Genomic DNA, 15,595 nt, shown 5'->3' on the forward strand with positions numbered 1-15,595 from the left:
GGTCACCGGCAAGGGCGGTCGCGATACTGTGCGCCATGGCTCGGATCGTTCTGGTGCACGGCATCGCCCAGGAACAGAAGTCCGCGGACACCCTCGAGGCGGAATGGCTGCCGAGTCTGGCGGGTGGTGTCCGGCTTGCCGGTGACGCCGGACTGGCCGACGCCCTGTGGCGCGACGCCCGGCCCGGTGACGCGCGGATGGCCTTCTACGGTGACCTTTTCCTCAAGGACGGCCAGCAAGGCGGCGCCGACGAACTCACCGCCGACGAGTGGGAACTCGCCGAGGCGCTGGCGGGGGAGTGGCTCCGGAACGCGGCCGTTTCGGCGTCCCGCGAGACGGATCGCGAGCGGGCGAGTGCCGAACTGGCCCGGCTCGGCGGTCCGGACGGGGAAACCCAGGGCGTGCGCGCGGCCGCCCGCCCGGTGTTGAACGCGCTGGTGCGGCTGAAGCCGTTCGCGAGGCTCGGAGTGGCGTTCGCCGAACGCGTGGTGGTCAAGGCACTCAAACAGGTGACGCTGTACCTCACCGACGAGACGATCCGGAAACGCGTGCAGGACCGCGTCGCCGAACACATCGGCCCGGAGACCGAGGCGATCATCGGGCATTCGCTCGGTTCCGTCGTCGCCTACGAAGCCGCCCATCTGCACGGCCGTTCGCTACCGCTCCTGCTCACCCTCGGATCGCCGCTGGGCCTGCGCACGGTGGTCTACGAACGGACCCGCCCGCAGCCCCCGTCCGTCCCGCCCGGCGTCGCGAGCTGGGTGAACCTGGCCGACCGCGACGACCTCGTCGCCGCCCGGCCGGACCTCGGCAGGCTGTTCCCCGGCGCCGACGGCGTCCTGGACAGCGGCTACACCGTCGACAACGGGGCGAAACCGCACGAGGCGGCGTTCTACCTCGCCAAGCGCCGCACCGGTGAGGCCCTCTCCGCCGCACTGTCCGGCCGTTAACCTGCGGCGGGCAGGCGTAACGCGGCGGTTTCCGCGGTGACGACGGATGGAAACAGCTCCCCTCGAAGCTTCCCGGTGAGGTGATCTTCGAGGAAGGGGCAGCCATGCGGGTATCGGCGGAAGTCGGCACGTGGCTCGCCCGGCGCAGCAGCCGGGCGGGTGACTGGTGGGCGGGCGACCTCGTCGCCGCCAAACGCGGGACGCGGGTTTCGGTGGTGATCCCGGCCCGCGACGAAGCGGAGACCGTCGGCGCGATCGTCGGCACCATCCGGAGTGAACTCGTCGAACGCTTCCCCCTGGTGGACGAAATCCTGGTGGTGGACAGCCATTCCACCGACGCCACCGCCGAGGTCGCCCGCGCGGCAGGCGCCGAGGTCGTCGCGCAGGACGCGGTGTTCCCGGCTCTGGAAAGCCTGCCGGGCAAGGGAGAAGCGCTCTGGAAGGGCGTCGCCGAAACCACCGGTGATCTTGTCGTCTTCGTCGACGGCGATCTGCGCGACTTCACCGCCGGCTACGTGACCGGCCTGCTGGGACCACTGCTGACCGACCCGGGGATCGCCTACGTCAAAGGGTTCTACCACCGGCCGCTCGCCGGGGCGGCGGGTGTCGAACCCGACGGCGGCGGCCGGGTCACCGAACTCGTCGCCCGCCCACTGCTCAACATGTACTGGCCGGAACTGGCCGGTTTCGTCCAGCCGCTCGCCGGCGAGTACGCGGGGCGGCGCGAAGTGCTCGAAGGCATTCCGTTCGTCACGCATTACGGCGTCGAGGTCGGCCACCTGATCGACCTGCTCGAACTGCACGGGCTCGACGCGCTCGCGCAGGTCGACCTCGGCCACCGGACCCATCGCCACCAGGGCACCCAGGCGCTCGGCCGGATGGCCGCGCAGATCATGCTGACCCTGATGGACCGGCTGGAGCGGGGCGGCCGGGTGATCTCCGCGGCGCCGCCGTCGACGTCGCTCGCCCAATTCCGGCGCGGCGCGGGGGAGGACGTCGAACGGGAACTCGTGCTCACCGACGTGGCCCTCACCCAGCGGCCGCCGCTGGAGAGCCTCCCGCCGGAGATCCGGCCCCAGAACTCACCCGCGTTGCGCAGGACCGCTTAGACCGTGTCCGGCAAGGACGCAAAGGCGCTGGAGTGACCCGGAGGCGATAGCAAAGGTCCCTTGCTCTCTTTCCGAAGGTCAGCGGCTCGGGTGAGACATCTCGGGAGGTTGCGAAAGCCACTTTCGCAACGTTGAAGGTTGCGAAAGTGGCTTTCGCAACACGCGGCGGCCCAAGTGATAGCAAAGGTCCCTTGCTCCCCCAGCGGCCGCAGCACCCCGCTGCGACGTCGCCGTCTGTCGACAAGGCAACTGTCCGCCCGACGTCAGGCGGGATCAACAGGCCCACTTCGCGAGAGGGGAGGATTTGGGACACTCAACGTCCCAAATCTTCCCGGCTCGTCCGGCTGTAGAAGTCAGGCGCTCCCTTTCCGCAGGTCAGAACCCCAGGCGATCCTTACAGGACACGGCCTGGGCTCAGCGCCTCCTTGGGCTGCCAGCCCGGCGGGCCGAACACGTACCCGAGTTTGTCCCGCCAAGACCCGGCGGCGCGGACGTCTCGCAGGATCGAGCCGTATTCATGGAAGCCGACCTTGAGCAGGTTGCTGGACTCGACGTTCTTGGTCAGTCCGTAGGTCGGCCGCTTGCCTTCGGGCACGAAACTGCCGAACATCCGGTCCCAGATGATCAGGATGCCGCCGTAGTTCGCGTCGAGGTACTCCTGGTCGCTGCCGTGGTGCACACGATGGTGTGAAGGCGTGTTGAACACGTACTCGAACCAGCGCGGCAGCTTCCGGATCTTCTCGGTGTGCACGAAGAACTGGTAGACGAGGTCGATCGACAGTCCGGTGAGGATCATCCACGGCGGGATTCCGGCGAGGGCGAGGATCGACCAGAACGGCAGCTGGAAGTACGGGGTCCACTTCTGCCGCAACGCCGTCGAGAAGTTGTAGTGCTCGCTCGAATGGTGCACTTGGTGGCCGGCCCACATGATCCGGACGCGGTGACTCGCCCGGTGGTAGGCGTAGAAGACGATCTCCTGGCCCAGCAGCATCAGTACCCAGGTCCACCAGTCGTGCGGGCTGAACTTCACCGGCGCCAGTTCGTAGAGCGCGGCGAACACGAACAGCATGGCGATGCGGAAGACACCGTTGATCACCACCGCCACCGCGCCCATGGACATGCTGGTGCGGGTGTCCTTGACGCTGTAGCCGATGACGTTGTCGTCGTGGCCGAGCACATGCAGCGCGAGGATCTCGATCGCGACGAACAGCAGGAACACCGGCGTCGCCAGCAGCACCGGGTCACTCAAGTGGGCAAGAAACTCCGCCATCGCACCTCTCCCTGTCTCGCCCCCGGTTAACTGACCATCAGGTAACTTACCCTAGGGTCATTTACCTCAGGGTAAGATAATCGCCGTGACAGAAGCAAGGGCCGTCGGCACGAAGGGGGTGCCCCGTGAGGAACGGGAGACCCAGATCGTGCGCGCCGGGACGGAGGAGTTCGGCAAGAACGGGTACGCCGGGGCGTCGATGGTGGAGATCGCCCGCCGGGTCGGCGTCACGAAACCCTTGCTGTACCAGTACTTCGGCTCGAAAGACGGGCTGTACCTCGCCTGCCTGCACCGGGCGGGGGACAGGCTGACCGAAGGGGTCGCCGAGACGATGGCGGAGAAGGGCGAGCCGCCGGAACGCATGCCGCTCGCGGTGCTCTCGGCCATTTTCGACACGTTCGACAACGACCGGTACGCGTGGAAGCTGCTCCGCGACCCGACGGTGCCGTCGACCGGCGAGATCGCCGGCGTCGCGGTCGACTATCGCCATCGGCTCGACGGATTCGCGCTGATCGGCGCCGCGCAGCTGATGCACTCGCGCGGGCTGGACGACGATCGCGACATCGAGGCGATCGCCCAGGTGTGGACCGGAGTGGTCGATTCCCTGATCAGCTGGTGGATCGACCAGCCGGATCAGGATGCCGCGGCGATGACCGAACGCTGCTCGCGGATCATGCGGAACCTGTTCGGCTGGTGAGCGCCGCCAAGTCGGCGAAGGCGAAATCGATCGTCATCAGCCCGGTGTCGCCGTAGGCAGACGGGTACGTTCCGGCGTTCGCAGACCTTCAGTAGCCGACACGTCAGATTTGCCTTACCCCTCAATAAGGCCAGTGGTATGGCTGCGTTTCGACACGTTCGTCAGTTTCGTGCTGACTCGAGCAGGCAGGTACTTGCGGACACGGTCAAACTAGGAGCAAGCAGACATTTCGCCTGAGCCGCGTCCTATGTGGACGGTTGGCGAGCCTGGCGAGTTCGCACTCCACGTTCCTGGCATTGGCCCTCAGGGTAGGCAAGAAAGCTTTCACTACCAGATGCCCGGTTCCGAAGCCCGCGAGCAAGACTTACAGGACAGCGGCTAGCCGTTTCCGTGGAAACGGCCGGGGTGCCCGGCGCCGCTCCGGACACCCCGACCGCGACTCAGGACGCGGCGCTGGATTTGCCGCGCAGTTTGACGTTGGCCGTCGAGGCGTTCTTGATCGCCGTCTCGATCTGGGCCATCGTCGAGGATGAGGACAAGCCCGGCACCGTCGCCGATTTCAGGGCGTAGAGCGTGAACGTGTAGGGATGGCTGGAGCCGCCGGGGCAGGGGCCGAAGTACTTCTGCGAGTTCGCCCCGCTGCCCATGGCCTTCTGCTTGGCGCCGTTCTGGTTCGGGACCGTGTAGCCCGCTCCGAGGCCTTCGGGCAGCGACACCGTGGACCCCGAGGAGGCCGGGATGTCCCAGATCGCCCAGTGCAGTTTGTTGCCGTTGTTGGCCACGTCGGCGAAGACGACCGCGTATCCCTTGGCGCCGGTGGTCCCGGCACTCCACGCCAGCGGCGGGGAGGTGTCCTGGCCGGCGGTGCCGTCACCGGCGCAGGTGAACTTGTCCGGGATCGAGGCGTTGTCGGCGAACGCGGAACTGGTCAGTTTGAACGCTCCCGGCTGCCCTTCACCGGGAAACTTCAACCGTGCCACCACGTTGTCGATCCCGCTCGGCGTGCCGCCGTTCTTGTCCGCGTTGGTCGAGGTGACCCACAGGCCGCCGTCCGGTGTCTTGGTGACCGAGCGGAGCCTGCCCCAGCGGCCGGAGAACAGCGACTGCACCGAACCGACGCCGTTGCCCGCCGCGTTGATCTGGGTGGCGAAGAGCTGCTGGCTGGTGACCGCCGCGACGTAGATCCAGTCGTTGACGATCTCGATCCCGCTCGGCCCGCCGGAGCTCGTCGACCAGGTCTTCTTCGGTGCGACAGTGCCACCGCAGGAGCCCTCGGTGCCTTCGCACTGGGGCCAGCCGAAGTTGCCGCCCTTCTGGATCAGGTTGAGCTCGTCCAGCTTGCCGTCGCCGAACTCCGAAGCCCACAGCTGGCCACGGGAATCCCACGCCAGGCCTTGCGGGTTACGGTGCCCGAAGCTCCACACGTAGCGGGCGCTGCCGCCGGTGGAGAAGAACGGGTTGTCGCTCGGCGCCGAGCCGTCGGGGTTGACCCGCAGGATCTTGCCGTTGAGCGATCCCTTGTTCTGCGCGGTGTCCTTGTTCTGTCCGTCGCCGGCGGTGGCGTAGAGCTTGCCGTCCGGGCCGAAACGCAGCCTTCCGCCGTTGTGGTAGCGGTTCTTGGCGATCCCGGTGAGCACCGGCGTCGACGTCGAGGACAGCTTTCCGTTGTCGTAGGTCATCTTCACGATCCGGTTGTCCCCGGATGCCGTGTGGTACAGGTAGATCGCGTGATCCGTGGCGTAGTTCGGCGAGATCGCGATGCCGAGCAGGCCGCCCTCGCCGTTGGTGCCGACCGCGCCGGGCACCTTGCCGACCGTGGTCTTCTCGCCCGACGGCGTGATCCGCAGGATCTCGAACCGGTCCCGTTCGGTCGCCAGCGCCGTGCCGTCCGGCAGGAAGTCGACCGACCAGGCGAGGTCCACCTTGGTGATTTCCTTGTCGTACTCGGGGATCCCGCCACCCGCGTTCCCGCTCGTCTTCGCGGTCAGCGCGGCGCTCGCGGCCGAGGCGTTGCCGTCGAGGTCACGCGCCTTCACCGTGAAGGTGTACGACGTGTTCGCCGTCAGCCCGGTGATCGTGGCTTCGAGCGACGGTGTCGTCGCGACCTTCGTGGTGCCCTGGTAGACGTCGTAGCCGGCGATGGTGCCGCTGTCGTCCGTGGAAGCGTTCCACGCCAGCGAGACACTGTTCGCGGTCACCGACGTCGAGCGCAGGTTCCCCGGCACCGTCGGCGGTGTGGTGTCCCCGCTGGGCGGTGTGGTGAACTGGACGACATTGCTTTGCTGCGAAGGGTTTCCGGCCGCGTCGAAGGCGCCGACCGAGATGTCGTAGGCCGTGTTCGGCTGCAGGTTGTCGACGGTCGCGGTGAGCGTGTTCCCGTCGACGGTCTTGAGGACGTTGCCGCCGCGCATGAGGTCGTAGCGGACCACGCCGACGTTGTCCGTCGAGGCTTCCCAGGTGAAGGTGGCGCTGCGGGCCTTGATGTCCTTGGCGGCCAGGTTCTTCGGCGGGGTCGGCGCCTCCGCGTCGGCCACTCCGCTCACGGTGAGTTTGTCCGCGTTGGGACCGCCGTTCGCGGTCGTCGCGGTGGTGCGGATCTTGTTCGCCCCGGCGGCCAAGGCGACGTCCTTGGTGACGGTCTTCCAGGTGGTCCACGCGCCGGTCCCGGGGAAGGACAGCGTGCCGGTGGCGGTCCCGTTGACACTCAGGGAAACCGGCCGGTCGATCGTGGTTCCGTTGGCGTAGCGGAAAGTCAGCGTCTGGGTTCCGGCCTGCGCGGCGTTCACCGTGTACTCGACATAGCTGCCGGTGACGTTGTCGAAGTTCACGAACCCGGTGCCGGAATAGCCCGCGTGGTTCTTTTCGACGGCGCCTTGGGAGATCGTCGCCGCTTCGGATTCATGGTCGGTCGGTGCCGCGCCGGCGGGGAGAGCAGGCAGGACGGCGAGGGTCATCGCCGTCGCGGCGGCACACGTGAGCAACGCGCGCCACGGGGGTCGGGGTGCCACTGGAGCCTCCATGCGTGAAGTTCGGGGTCGGGAGGTGCAACGGCGGACCGGGCGCGAGCCCGGCAGGGGAGGGAGTTTTAGTTAGGAAACTTTCCTATCTATGGTTCAGATCACACACCAGCGGGTGCTTCGTGTCAATACTTGACCAACATCAACACGGAGGGTCATGCCCGAGTGTCGCGACCAGTGGGACACGGCTTCCAACGTCGCCCCAGTCGGACCCGGCAGCACCCCCGTGCCGACACCAGGAACGCGCCCGGAGCGCGTGAAGGCCCCCTTCCCTCGGCTGAGCCGAGGGAAGGGGGCCTTCACGCGCTATCGCGCCGGAACCGGAGAGCGGGTCAGCCGGCGATGTCGGCCCGCGCGATCACCTTCGTGATCCGTGCACGCACCAACGACTCCTCGGGCACCGCGTTCCGCTTGCCGTAGGCCTCGGCCTGGTCGGCGCCCATGTACCGGCCACCGAGTTTGGTCGCCCATTCGAGCATCTCGTCGAGGTCGTTGTGCAACACGGCTTCGGCGGTGAACTGCACATACGAGTAAGGCGGCTTCTGGTCGTCGACGGCCAGCGAGAACCGCGGGTCGCGGCGCAGCGCCTTCCCCTTGAGAGTCTCCGTGCCGGTGGTGAAGATCAGTTCGTCACCGTCCGGCCCCTCGTTCAGCAGGAACCACACCGGCGTCACGATCGCCGCCCCGTTGGCGCGGACCAGGCCGAGCATGCCCGTCCGGGTGCCCTCGCTCGCGAACTTCCACCATTCGTCCCGGCTCATTTCACGCATGGACCAGACGCTACCGGGACCCGCGATGGCGAGCAGTCCTGGTCACTCGTGGGGGTGCTGCCCGTACCCCCGGCGACCGGGCAGCACCCCGCCCGGGTCACCGGCAGGCGAGCCGGGTGATCTTCACGACCTCGTCGTCGTGAACGCGGTCCTGCAGCATCGAGGGGGCACCGAGCCCTCGATCCTGATCCATTCCTGCATCCACACCTGAGCTCACCCCGGTCACCCGTGCGGGTCACCGGGGGTGGCGACTAGCCTGGCCTGCTGTGCGAGACGACGAGCTGACCGGGATGGGGCTGGCCGACGAGGGGCTGACCCGCCGCCTCAAGGCGCTGGCCTGCACAGCGCCCTTGCACGACCTCGACGCCCGCAAGGCGAAGCTGGACTGGGCGGACGCCACGATCTACCAGATGGCCGAGATCGCGCTGCACACGATCGACCAGGTCACCGTGTCGATGGACTTCGACACCGGCGCCGATCACGAACAGGTGATCGCGCGGTTGCTGCCGTTCGTCGCGCTCCAGGCGCCCGGCCGGACGCCGGACGAGCACGCCAAGGTCGCCCGGTGGGTCCTCGACAACCTGATCAACGTCGGCACCACCGATCGCGGGTTCCGCCGCGTCTACGGTTCCATCGGCCCCGGCGGGGGTTACCAGCGCCGCCAGTTCGACTTCAAACTGCTCGTCGAGCTGGCCGCGCCCGACGGCGAGGTCTACCTGCGTGCCACCGACGAGGCGATCAACGTCCTCGTCGGCGCGCTGGACACCGACGTCGAGTCCGCCCAGATCGCGGCCGAGGTCAAACTGGAGAACCTGATCAACCGCGGCCGCCTCGCGGACGCGAAGCTCGCCGCCGAGCAGGCCCGCTACCGGACCGTCCAGTACGGCGAGACACTGCGCGCCAAGCTGGACGCCACCCGGCGCGACGTCCGCGCGGTCGACTGGGAGCGCGAGGTCCCGGACCTGCTGGATCAGGCGCTGTCCCATATCGAGTCCCGGTTCCGTGCCGAGAACGCGATCCTCAAGAACATCACCGCGTCGCGGGACGAGACCGAGGATCTCGACCGCAAACGCCGCGCGGCCGAACTCGTCGACATCGTCAGCGACTGCATCCGTCGCCACACCCGGCTCCAGTCGAGGCTGGCCGACGCCGGTGCGGTGTTCCGCGCCGAACAGGACCGCCAGCAGTTCTCCGGGCCGCCGCAGCGGGCGACGATCGACCTGTTCGGCCAGCTCCTGATGCCGACGCTGGGCCTGCCGATCGCGGAGGCCGTCGCGCCCGCCGAGTCGTTCTTCCACGCCGGTGCCGGCATCTCCCCGCCGACCGTGCCGTCGCTGTCTTCGCTGGTGTCGCTGCTGCTGCGGCCGGCACCGGAACGCGACCAGCTCGTCGGCGAGATCCCCGAGCCCGAGCTCATGCCCGCCGATGTCACCGACAGGTTCGGCGACGAGCAGTGGCGCCTCGCCGACGACCTGCTCGACCTGCCGGAGGTGCCGCGACGGCTGTCCGGACTGCTCGAAGAGGCCCGCCGGATCGATCCCGGGCTGCCGGCCCTGGTCGCCCTGCGGGCGGTGCACGCCTACAGTCCCGAGGTCGGTGCGGCGCTGCGGCTGGGGCAGCGTCAAGTGCTGCTGGCCGTCGACGACGGCACGCTGCTCGAAGATCCCGAGTTCGGCGGCGCGGATCTGCTGCTTTCGTCGGCCACGGTCGATCGCCAAGAAGAAGAGGAGGAGGTCGCGTGACGACAACCGGGGACGTCGAATCCGCGGCCAGGCTGGTTTCCTTCGGCATGCGCCCGAAGCAGTTGCCGTCGCGAGACGTCGTGTACGGCGACCTCGTCCGGCGCTACGGCGAGGACAGGGCGTTCAAACAGCTCACGCACGCGGTCGCGGCCGGGCTCGGGCTGATGGTGCTGGAGGTCAACCTCCAGGCCGGGGCTGTGCTGGCGGCGACCGACGAGTCCGTCTTCGAGATCAAAATGGACAGCTACGCGCGGCAGAGCAAGATCCGCGAACGCCGGGAGACCGAGAAGGTCCTGCACGGGCTCGTCCACCTGGCCACCGCCGCGCTCGGTTACCCGCGCCCGGACGACCTCGCCAACGACACCTACATCGGCCGCGTCAGCGTCGAGCAGGTGGACGCGATGGTGCGTGAGGCCTGCCGGATCCTCGACGAGCGCGCGGCGGCGGCCGAGGCGAACAACGACCCGCTTGCCGACGCGCCCGAGCTCGAACAGGCTTGGCGCGCCTACGCCCGGCGTCCCGCGGCGGCGGCGACCAAGGACGGCAGGCTGGCTTCGGACACCACGCGCGGCATGGTCGCGCGGGCCCTGCGCTTTCTCGCCGATCAAGGCTTTCTCGTCCAGGTCAGCGGGGAACAGGGCGGGACCTACCGGACGACGCCGCGCTATCAGGTGCAGGTGCGGGAACTCGCCGCCGACGCGGCCTTCGACGATCTGCTCGAGCTGAACGTGGTCTCGGTCGCCAACGGCGGCGGGACACTGCGCGCTGCCGCGTCGGACACGCTCTAAAAGGGGACGAAAGAGATGTACGAGCTTTCGCGGGTTCGCCTGCACTCGGTGGGCCCGGCGGGCGCGCGGTACCAGGACGTCGTGCTGGACTTCAGCGGCGTCGGCGCCGCCATCACCGCGCCCAAACAGGACGCGCTGTTCAGCGCCGGGATCCACCTGGCGGGGGAGGGGCCGCCGCGGCGCCCGTCGCCGGCGAGCGTGCTGTTCCTGGAGAACGGTGGTGGCAAGTCCGTCCTGATCAAGCTGATCTTCTCGGTCATGCTGCCCGGCCGCCGCCAGGTCGTCGGCACCACGAACACCAAGGTGCTGGAGAAGTTCGTCACCGCCAAGGACGTCTCGCACGTCGTGCTGGAGTGGCTGCAGGTCGAGACCGGCCACCGGGTGATCACCGGCAAGGTGTCGGAATGGCGCGGGCACGTGGTGTCGGCCGATTCGGAGAACCTCGTCGATTCCTGGTACTGCTTCCGTCCCACCCCCTCGCTCGATCTGGACTCGCTGCCGCTGACGTCGGACGGCAGGCTCCTGACGATGTCCGGTTTCCACGACCAGCTCGACAAGGTGCACGGCGGCGAACCGGAACTGGAGCTGTTCTGGACCCGGCGTCACCACGAATGGACGTCCCGGCTCGACGGCCTCGGCCTCGACACCGAACTTTTCCGGTACCAGCGCGCGATGAACGCCGGTGAGGGCGAGGCGGCGGACGCCTTCGCGTTCAGTACCGACGAGGCGTTCGTCGAGTTCCTGTTGCGCGCGGTCCTTTCGGAGGAGGAGCCGAAGGACCTCGCCGAGGTCGTCGCGACCTACGCGCACAACCTCGCCCAGCGGGGGGATCTGCTGTCGGAGCGGGACTTCGTCGCGGGTGCCCTCGATCTGCTCACGCCAATGGCGGATGAGGAAGGCGTCGCGGCCGCGTCACGGAAGCTCGCCGACGCGGCCCGCGCCGAGATGCGGACGCTGGCCGGTCAGGTCGCCGCGCGGGACAAGCTGGAGAACGAGCGGCTGAGCGGGCTCGAACAGCACGTCGACGAGGTGAAGTCCGCGGAGAAACTGGCCGAGGGCGACCACCGTCGGCTCACCGCCGGGGTCACCGAACTCCGCCGCCTGGTCGGGAAACTGCGGCTCGACGAGGCGCAGGAGAGCAAGAAGCGGATCGACGGCGAACTGGCCGAGGCCAAGACCTCCGCCGAGGCATGGCGGGAATGCGCCACCGTGCTCAACCACCTCAACGCCGCCCGCAAGGCCCGCGATTTCCGGGAACTGGTGGGAAATCGCGAGCAGAAGGCGCAGCCCGCGCTGCAGGCGCGCAACACCGCCGCGGCCGCGCTCGCGCGTGGCCTGCTGGCGCTGGCCAAGAACGCGACCGAACAGGCGTCGAAGGCCGAGGCGCAGGTCGGCGCTCTCCGTGCCGAGGCGGAAAAGGCACAGGCGGAACGGGACGAGTCGGCGAACCTCGCGGCTTCGCGCCGGGCGGAGGCCCGCGGGCTGGGAGCGCGGATCGCGGAGGTCCGTGAGGAGATCGCGGAAGCCGTCCGGTCCGGCGCGCTCAAGGCAGGCGCCGATGTCGCCGAGGCGGCCCGCGAGGCCAGGACCGGGACCGAGACGACCGCCGCGGAACTGGTCCGCCGTGACCAGGAACTCGAACGCGTCGCCGAGGATCTGCGCTCCGCGCAGGCCACGGTCAACGACGCGCACCGTCTCGCCGGGTCCACAAAGGACAGGCTGGAGCGCGCGGCCGACGAGCTCGATCGGGCCAATCGGCGCACCGACGCGCTCGCCGTCGAACCCCGGCTGAGCGAGCTCCTCGGCGCGGACGACGTCGCGCTGGAGACGGATCTCCCGGTGCTGCTGGAGCGGCTCCGCGAGGCGGGTTCGGCCGCGGAGAAGGAACAGACCGCGTTGCGGATGGAGGAATCCGTCGACGAGCGCGCGCTGAACGCACTCGGTTCTGGCGGTCTCCTGCCCGCCACCGAAGAGGTCCAGGCCGCGTTGGACGCGCTGGAAGCCGCCGGGATGAACGCGTGGTCCGGCTGGCGTTATCTGTCTACTTTGGACAAGAAGCGGCGGGCGGCGGTGCTGGCCCGTGCGCCCCAGCTCGTCTCGGGGATCCTGCTCAACGAGCCGGACCAGGTCCGGCTCGCCGAGAAGGTCCTGGCGGAGCGGCGTCTGCTGCCCACCACGATCATCCCGGTCGCCACGACCGAGGCCACCACGACCGACCGCCTGCCGGGAGAGGCGGGTATCGAGTTCCTCGTGCCGCCCAACCCGGCCATGTACGACGAAGAGGCCGCCGACGCCGAGCGCGAGGCCATCGCGCTCCGGCACGCGGAACGTCAGCGCCGTCTGGAAGCGCTGGCGACTTCGCTGGCCGACGACAGCGCGTTGTCGTGGAAACTCAAGACATGGCGCGAGGACTACCCGCCGGGCAGCATCGCGACGCTGGCCGAACAGCTGCAGAACGCGCGCACCGCGCACGAAACCGCGCAGACCGCGTTGGAACAGGCGGAAAAGGAGTTCCAACGCCTCGGCGAGAAGGCGACCGGGCTGCGGGAGCGAGTCCCCGAACTGCGGGCGGCTTCGGCCGAGGCGGGGGAGCGTGCCCGCGGCCTCGAGGCGCTCGCCACGCGCGCCGCGAAGATTCCCGAGTGGACGGACGACGTCGAACGCGCGACAGAGACCGCCGAGCGGGCCGAGTCGACGGCGTCCGAAGCGGCGGTGAAGGCTTCCCGGCTGCGCGAGCAGGCAGGCGAGGAACAGCGCACCGCCGACGGGCACCGGCGCACGGCGACGACCGCGAAGTCCGAACTGGCCGAAGTTCCGGGGTCGAGCGACGTCACCGAGGACGATCCGGTGCCCGCCGAGCCGGTGGACGCGTTGCGGCGTACCTTCTCGTCGGCTTCCGAGGCGTACGCGAAGGTCGAGGTCGGCAGCGATCTGCGTGCCGAACTCGAACAGGCCGAAAGTGTCGAGACGTCCGCGCGGGCGGCCGTCGAGGCATTGGACGACGCCGTCCGCGAGCGGGCCTCGTCGTTGCTGGAGACGCCGGACGGTTCCGACGCTTCCGCGCGGGCGGCGGCGCAGGCGCGGGCGAACCGGGCGGTCGCCGTGCTGGAGGAGGAACGCACCGAGATCGTCGGGCTCGTCGCGACCCGCAAGGCGGAACTGGCCCAGCTCCCGGAGCTAGCGAGCCCTCAGCTCGCCCTCGACGCCAGGCCGAAGGACATCGAACACGGCCTGGAACTGATCGACGAAGCGAGCCTCGAAGTGTCCGCCGCCGCGCGGAAATGGGAGGAACTACAGGAGCGCCGCGCCGCGGCCGAAGCGACACTGGAGTCCGCGAAGGCGTCCGCGTCCGGCTTCGGCCTGCTGGCCGAATCCATGGCGCATCTGTTGTCCAAAGAGGACGATGTGGCTGCTTTCGACGGCGACGTCGAATCCGCGCGTGCCAAACACGCCCGGCTCAACACGGCGCTCACGGAGGCGCAGGACGCCGTCGAGGCGGGCGACCGCCGGGTGCGGGCCGCGGCCGACCAGCTGGCGCAGTACGCGACGGACAAGCGCTTCGAGAAGCTCAGCACGCCGGTACGGCAGCAGGTGATCTCGGTCCGCCGCGATCAGTTGCCCGCCCACGCCGCGGAATGGGCGGAGGCGCTGCGTCCGCGGTTGCGTACGCTCACCGACGATCTCGCGCAGATCGACCGGCACCGCGGCGGCATCATCACCCGCCTGCAGGGCATGGTCGACGGCGCGCTGCGCACTCTTCGCGCGGCACAACGGGTTTCGCGGCTGCCGGACGGTCTCGGCGACTGGTCGGGCCAGGAGTTCCTGCGGATCCGCTTCACCGAACTCGAAGAGAACGTGCTCGCCGAGAAGCTGGGCGAGGTCGTCGACGAGGCCGCGGTGGGGAAGACCTCCGACGGCCGGGATGTCAAGCGAGACGGGCTTTCCCTCGTGCTGCGCGGCGTGCAGGCCGCCGCCCCCAAGGGATTCCGGGTCGACATGCTGAAGCCGGACTCCGTACTGCGGACCGAACGCCAGCGTGTCTCCGAGATCCGGGACGTGTTCTCCGGCGGGCAGCAGCTGACCGCGGCGATCATCCTGTACTGCACCCTGGCGGCGCTGCGGGCGAACAACCGCGGCAAGGCGCGTAACCGGCACTCCGGCGTGCTCTTTCTCGACAACCCGATCGGCCGGGCTTCGGCGGGTTACCTGCTGGAACTTCAGCGCGCGGTGGCGGAGGCGCTGGGCGTCCAGCTGATCTACACCACCGGCCTGTTCGACGCCGGCGCGCTGAGCGAGTTCCCGCTGATCGTGCGGCTGCGCAACGACGCGGACCTGCGGGCGGGACGCAAGTACCTGTCCGTAGACGCGACGATCCGGAACGCGACCGACGAACTGGGGGAGCCGGACGGAGTCGCCCGCCTTTCGGCGACGCGGCTGTTCACGCGGCCGGCGGAGGAGCCGCAGCCGGAGGAGGAGACCGCCTAGGTGGCACACGGTGGCACCCTGGGGCACATGAGCGCTATAGTGCGCTCATGAGCGTTCAACACGAGATCTCTCAGCGTGATCTCCGGAACCGTTCCGGCGAGATCATGGACGCGGTCGAGCACGGTGAAACCTTCACCGTGACCCGTAGCGGTTCGCCCATCGCCCAGCTGGTCCCGCTGTGTCGACGGCACGCCGTTTCCCGTGACCAGTTCGCCACCGGTTCGGCGAACGCTCCGCTCGTCGACCCGGACAGGTTCCGCGCGGACCTCGACGACGCTTTCGAAGGGGAGGCGGGCGATCCCTATGGCCGCTGAGGTCCACGGCCTGCTCGACACGAACATCCTCATCCTGCGCCGGACGATCGATCACGCCCAGCTGCCGGATCTGATGTCGATCAGCACGATCACGCTCGCCGAACTGTCGGCAGGACCGCACTACGCCACGGACCCGGCCGAGCGGGCCCGGCGCACGGATCTGCTGCAACGGGTGGAGTCCGAATTCGATCCGCTGCCCTTCGGCACCGAGGCGGCCCGGATCTTCGGGAGGGTGTCGGCTTCCGTGCTCGCGATGGGCAGGACGCCCCGGCGCCGCGTGGCCGACCTGATGATCGCCAGTGTGGCCGTCGCGAACCGAATGCCCCTGTACACCACCAACCCGCAGGATTTCGAAGGCCTGAAGGAACTCCTCGACGTCGTTCCGGTCACCCGGCCGGGAGCCTGACCGGCTTTCGCGTGGCGAAGTGGCGGTAAGACGTGGGTCGGGTTGGT

11 protein-coding genes are annotated in these 15,595 nt (G+C 68.8%); 8 read left to right on the forward strand and 3 right to left on the reverse strand.

All coding sequences use genetic code 11. The features are described from left to right. The first annotated feature begins 35 nt into the window (after positions 1-35). Positions 36-950: a hypothetical protein gene (locus DL990_RS11255; RefSeq protein WP_125798628.1), complete on the forward strand. Its 915-nt coding sequence runs from the start codon at positions 36-38 to the stop codon at positions 948-950. A 104-nt stretch (positions 951-1,054) separates the two neighbouring features. Continuing rightward, positions 1,055-2,059, forward strand: a complete 1,005-nt coding sequence (locus DL990_RS11260; protein ID WP_125798629.1) for a glucosyl-3-phosphoglycerate synthase — start codon at positions 1,055-1,057, stop codon at positions 2,057-2,059. A 394-nt stretch (positions 2,060-2,453) separates the two neighbouring features. Here the strand turns inward: DL990_RS11260 and DL990_RS11265 are convergent, their stop codons facing one another. Continuing rightward, positions 2,454-3,329: a sterol desaturase family protein gene (locus tag DL990_RS11265; RefSeq protein ID WP_125798630.1), complete on the reverse strand. Its 876-nt coding sequence runs from the start codon at positions 3,327-3,329 to the stop codon at positions 2,454-2,456. 85 nt (positions 3,330-3,414) lie between these two features. Between DL990_RS11265 and DL990_RS11270 the strand changes: the two genes are divergently transcribed. Next, positions 3,415-4,026 (forward strand): TetR/AcrR family transcriptional regulator, encoded by a 612-nt coding sequence (locus DL990_RS11270; RefSeq protein ID WP_233620438.1) that lies wholly within the window; start codon positions 3,415-3,417, stop codon positions 4,024-4,026. A gap of 440 nt (positions 4,027-4,466) precedes the next feature. Here DL990_RS11270 and DL990_RS11275 read toward each other — a convergent pair whose 3' ends face one another. Together DL990_RS11275 and DL990_RS11280 are read right to left on the reverse strand one after the other, a co-directional pair. Continuing rightward, positions 4,467-6,980, reverse strand: a complete 2,514-nt coding sequence (locus tag DL990_RS11275) for a PQQ-dependent sugar dehydrogenase (RefSeq protein ID WP_125798897.1) — start codon at positions 6,978-6,980, stop codon at positions 4,467-4,469. Positions 6,981-7,375: 395 nt separating this feature from the next. Next, entirely contained in the window at positions 7,376-7,813 is a 438-nt protein-coding gene (locus DL990_RS11280; RefSeq protein WP_125783687.1) for a PPOX class F420-dependent oxidoreductase, read from the reverse strand. A 290-nt stretch (positions 7,814-8,103) separates the two neighbouring features. On the opposite strand from DL990_RS11280, the gene DL990_RS11285 reads away from it, so the two are divergent. From DL990_RS11285 to DL990_RS11305, 5 genes are read left to right on the forward strand one after another with little or no spacing between them, the layout of a single operon-like run. Continuing rightward, complete coding sequence (locus tag DL990_RS11285; protein ID WP_125784012.1) at positions 8,104-9,555, forward strand: hypothetical protein; 1,452 nt, start codon at positions 8,104-8,106, stop codon at positions 9,553-9,555. A 47-nt stretch (positions 9,556-9,602) separates the two neighbouring features. Further along, entirely contained in the window at positions 9,603-10,343 is a 741-nt protein-coding gene (locus DL990_RS11290; protein WP_125794026.1) for a hypothetical protein, read from the forward strand. 15 nt (positions 10,344-10,358) lie between these two features. Beyond that, the gene (locus tag DL990_RS11295; RefSeq protein WP_125798631.1) at positions 10,359-14,828 is read left to right on the forward strand and encodes a hypothetical protein; all 4,470 of its coding nucleotides are present in this window, start codon (positions 10,359-10,361) and stop codon (positions 14,826-14,828) included. A 47-nt stretch (positions 14,829-14,875) separates the two neighbouring features. Next, the gene (locus DL990_RS11300; RefSeq protein ID WP_125798632.1) at positions 14,876-15,142 is read left to right on the forward strand and encodes a type II toxin-antitoxin system Phd/YefM family antitoxin; all 267 of its coding nucleotides are present in this window, start codon (positions 14,876-14,878) and stop codon (positions 15,140-15,142) included. Then, positions 15,132-15,548, forward strand: coding sequence for a type II toxin-antitoxin system VapC family toxin (locus DL990_RS11305; RefSeq protein WP_125783693.1), 417 nt, complete (start codon positions 15,132-15,134; stop codon positions 15,546-15,548). Before DL990_RS11300 ends, DL990_RS11305 begins: the two co-directional genes overlap by 11 nt. The last annotated feature ends 47 nt before the right edge of the window (positions 15,549-15,595 follow it).

The sequence above is a fragment of the Amycolatopsis sp. WAC 01416 genome, assembly GCF_003947485.1.
In the GTDB taxonomy this organism is placed as follows: domain Bacteria; phylum Actinomycetota; class Actinomycetes; order Mycobacteriales; family Pseudonocardiaceae; genus Amycolatopsis.

Bases quoted from the DNA above. Each gene is read 5' to 3' on its own strand.
- DL990_RS11255 (WP_125798628.1), top strand. From the start codon at position 36: ATGGCTCGGATCGTTCTGGTGCACGGCATCGCCCAGGAACAGAAGTCC.
- DL990_RS11305 (WP_125783693.1), top strand. From the start codon at position 15,132: ATGGCCGCTGAGGTCCACGGCCTGCTCGACACGAACATCCTCATCCTG.
- DL990_RS11295 (WP_125798631.1), top strand. From the start codon at position 10,359: ATGTACGAGCTTTCGCGGGTTCGCCTGCACTCGGTGGGCCCGGCGGGC.
- DL990_RS11300 (WP_125798632.1), top strand. From the start codon at position 14,876: ATGAGCGTTCAACACGAGATCTCTCAGCGTGATCTCCGGAACCGTTCC.
- DL990_RS11280 (WP_125783687.1), bottom strand. From the start codon at position 7,813: ATGCGTGAAATGAGCCGGGACGAATGGTGGAAGTTCGCGAGCGAGGGC.
- DL990_RS11290 (WP_125794026.1), top strand. From the start codon at position 9,603: ATGCGCCCGAAGCAGTTGCCGTCGCGAGACGTCGTGTACGGCGACCTC.
- DL990_RS11265 (WP_125798630.1), bottom strand. From the start codon at position 3,329: ATGGCGGAGTTTCTTGCCCACTTGAGTGACCCGGTGCTGCTGGCGACG.
- DL990_RS11260 (WP_125798629.1), top strand. From the start codon at position 1,055: ATGCGGGTATCGGCGGAAGTCGGCACGTGGCTCGCCCGGCGCAGCAGC.
- DL990_RS11275 (WP_125798897.1), bottom strand. From the start codon at position 6,980: ATGACCCTCGCCGTCCTGCCTGCTCTCCCCGCCGGCGCGGCACCGACC.
- DL990_RS11285 (WP_125784012.1), top strand. From the start codon at position 8,104: ATGGGGCTGGCCGACGAGGGGCTGACCCGCCGCCTCAAGGCGCTGGCC.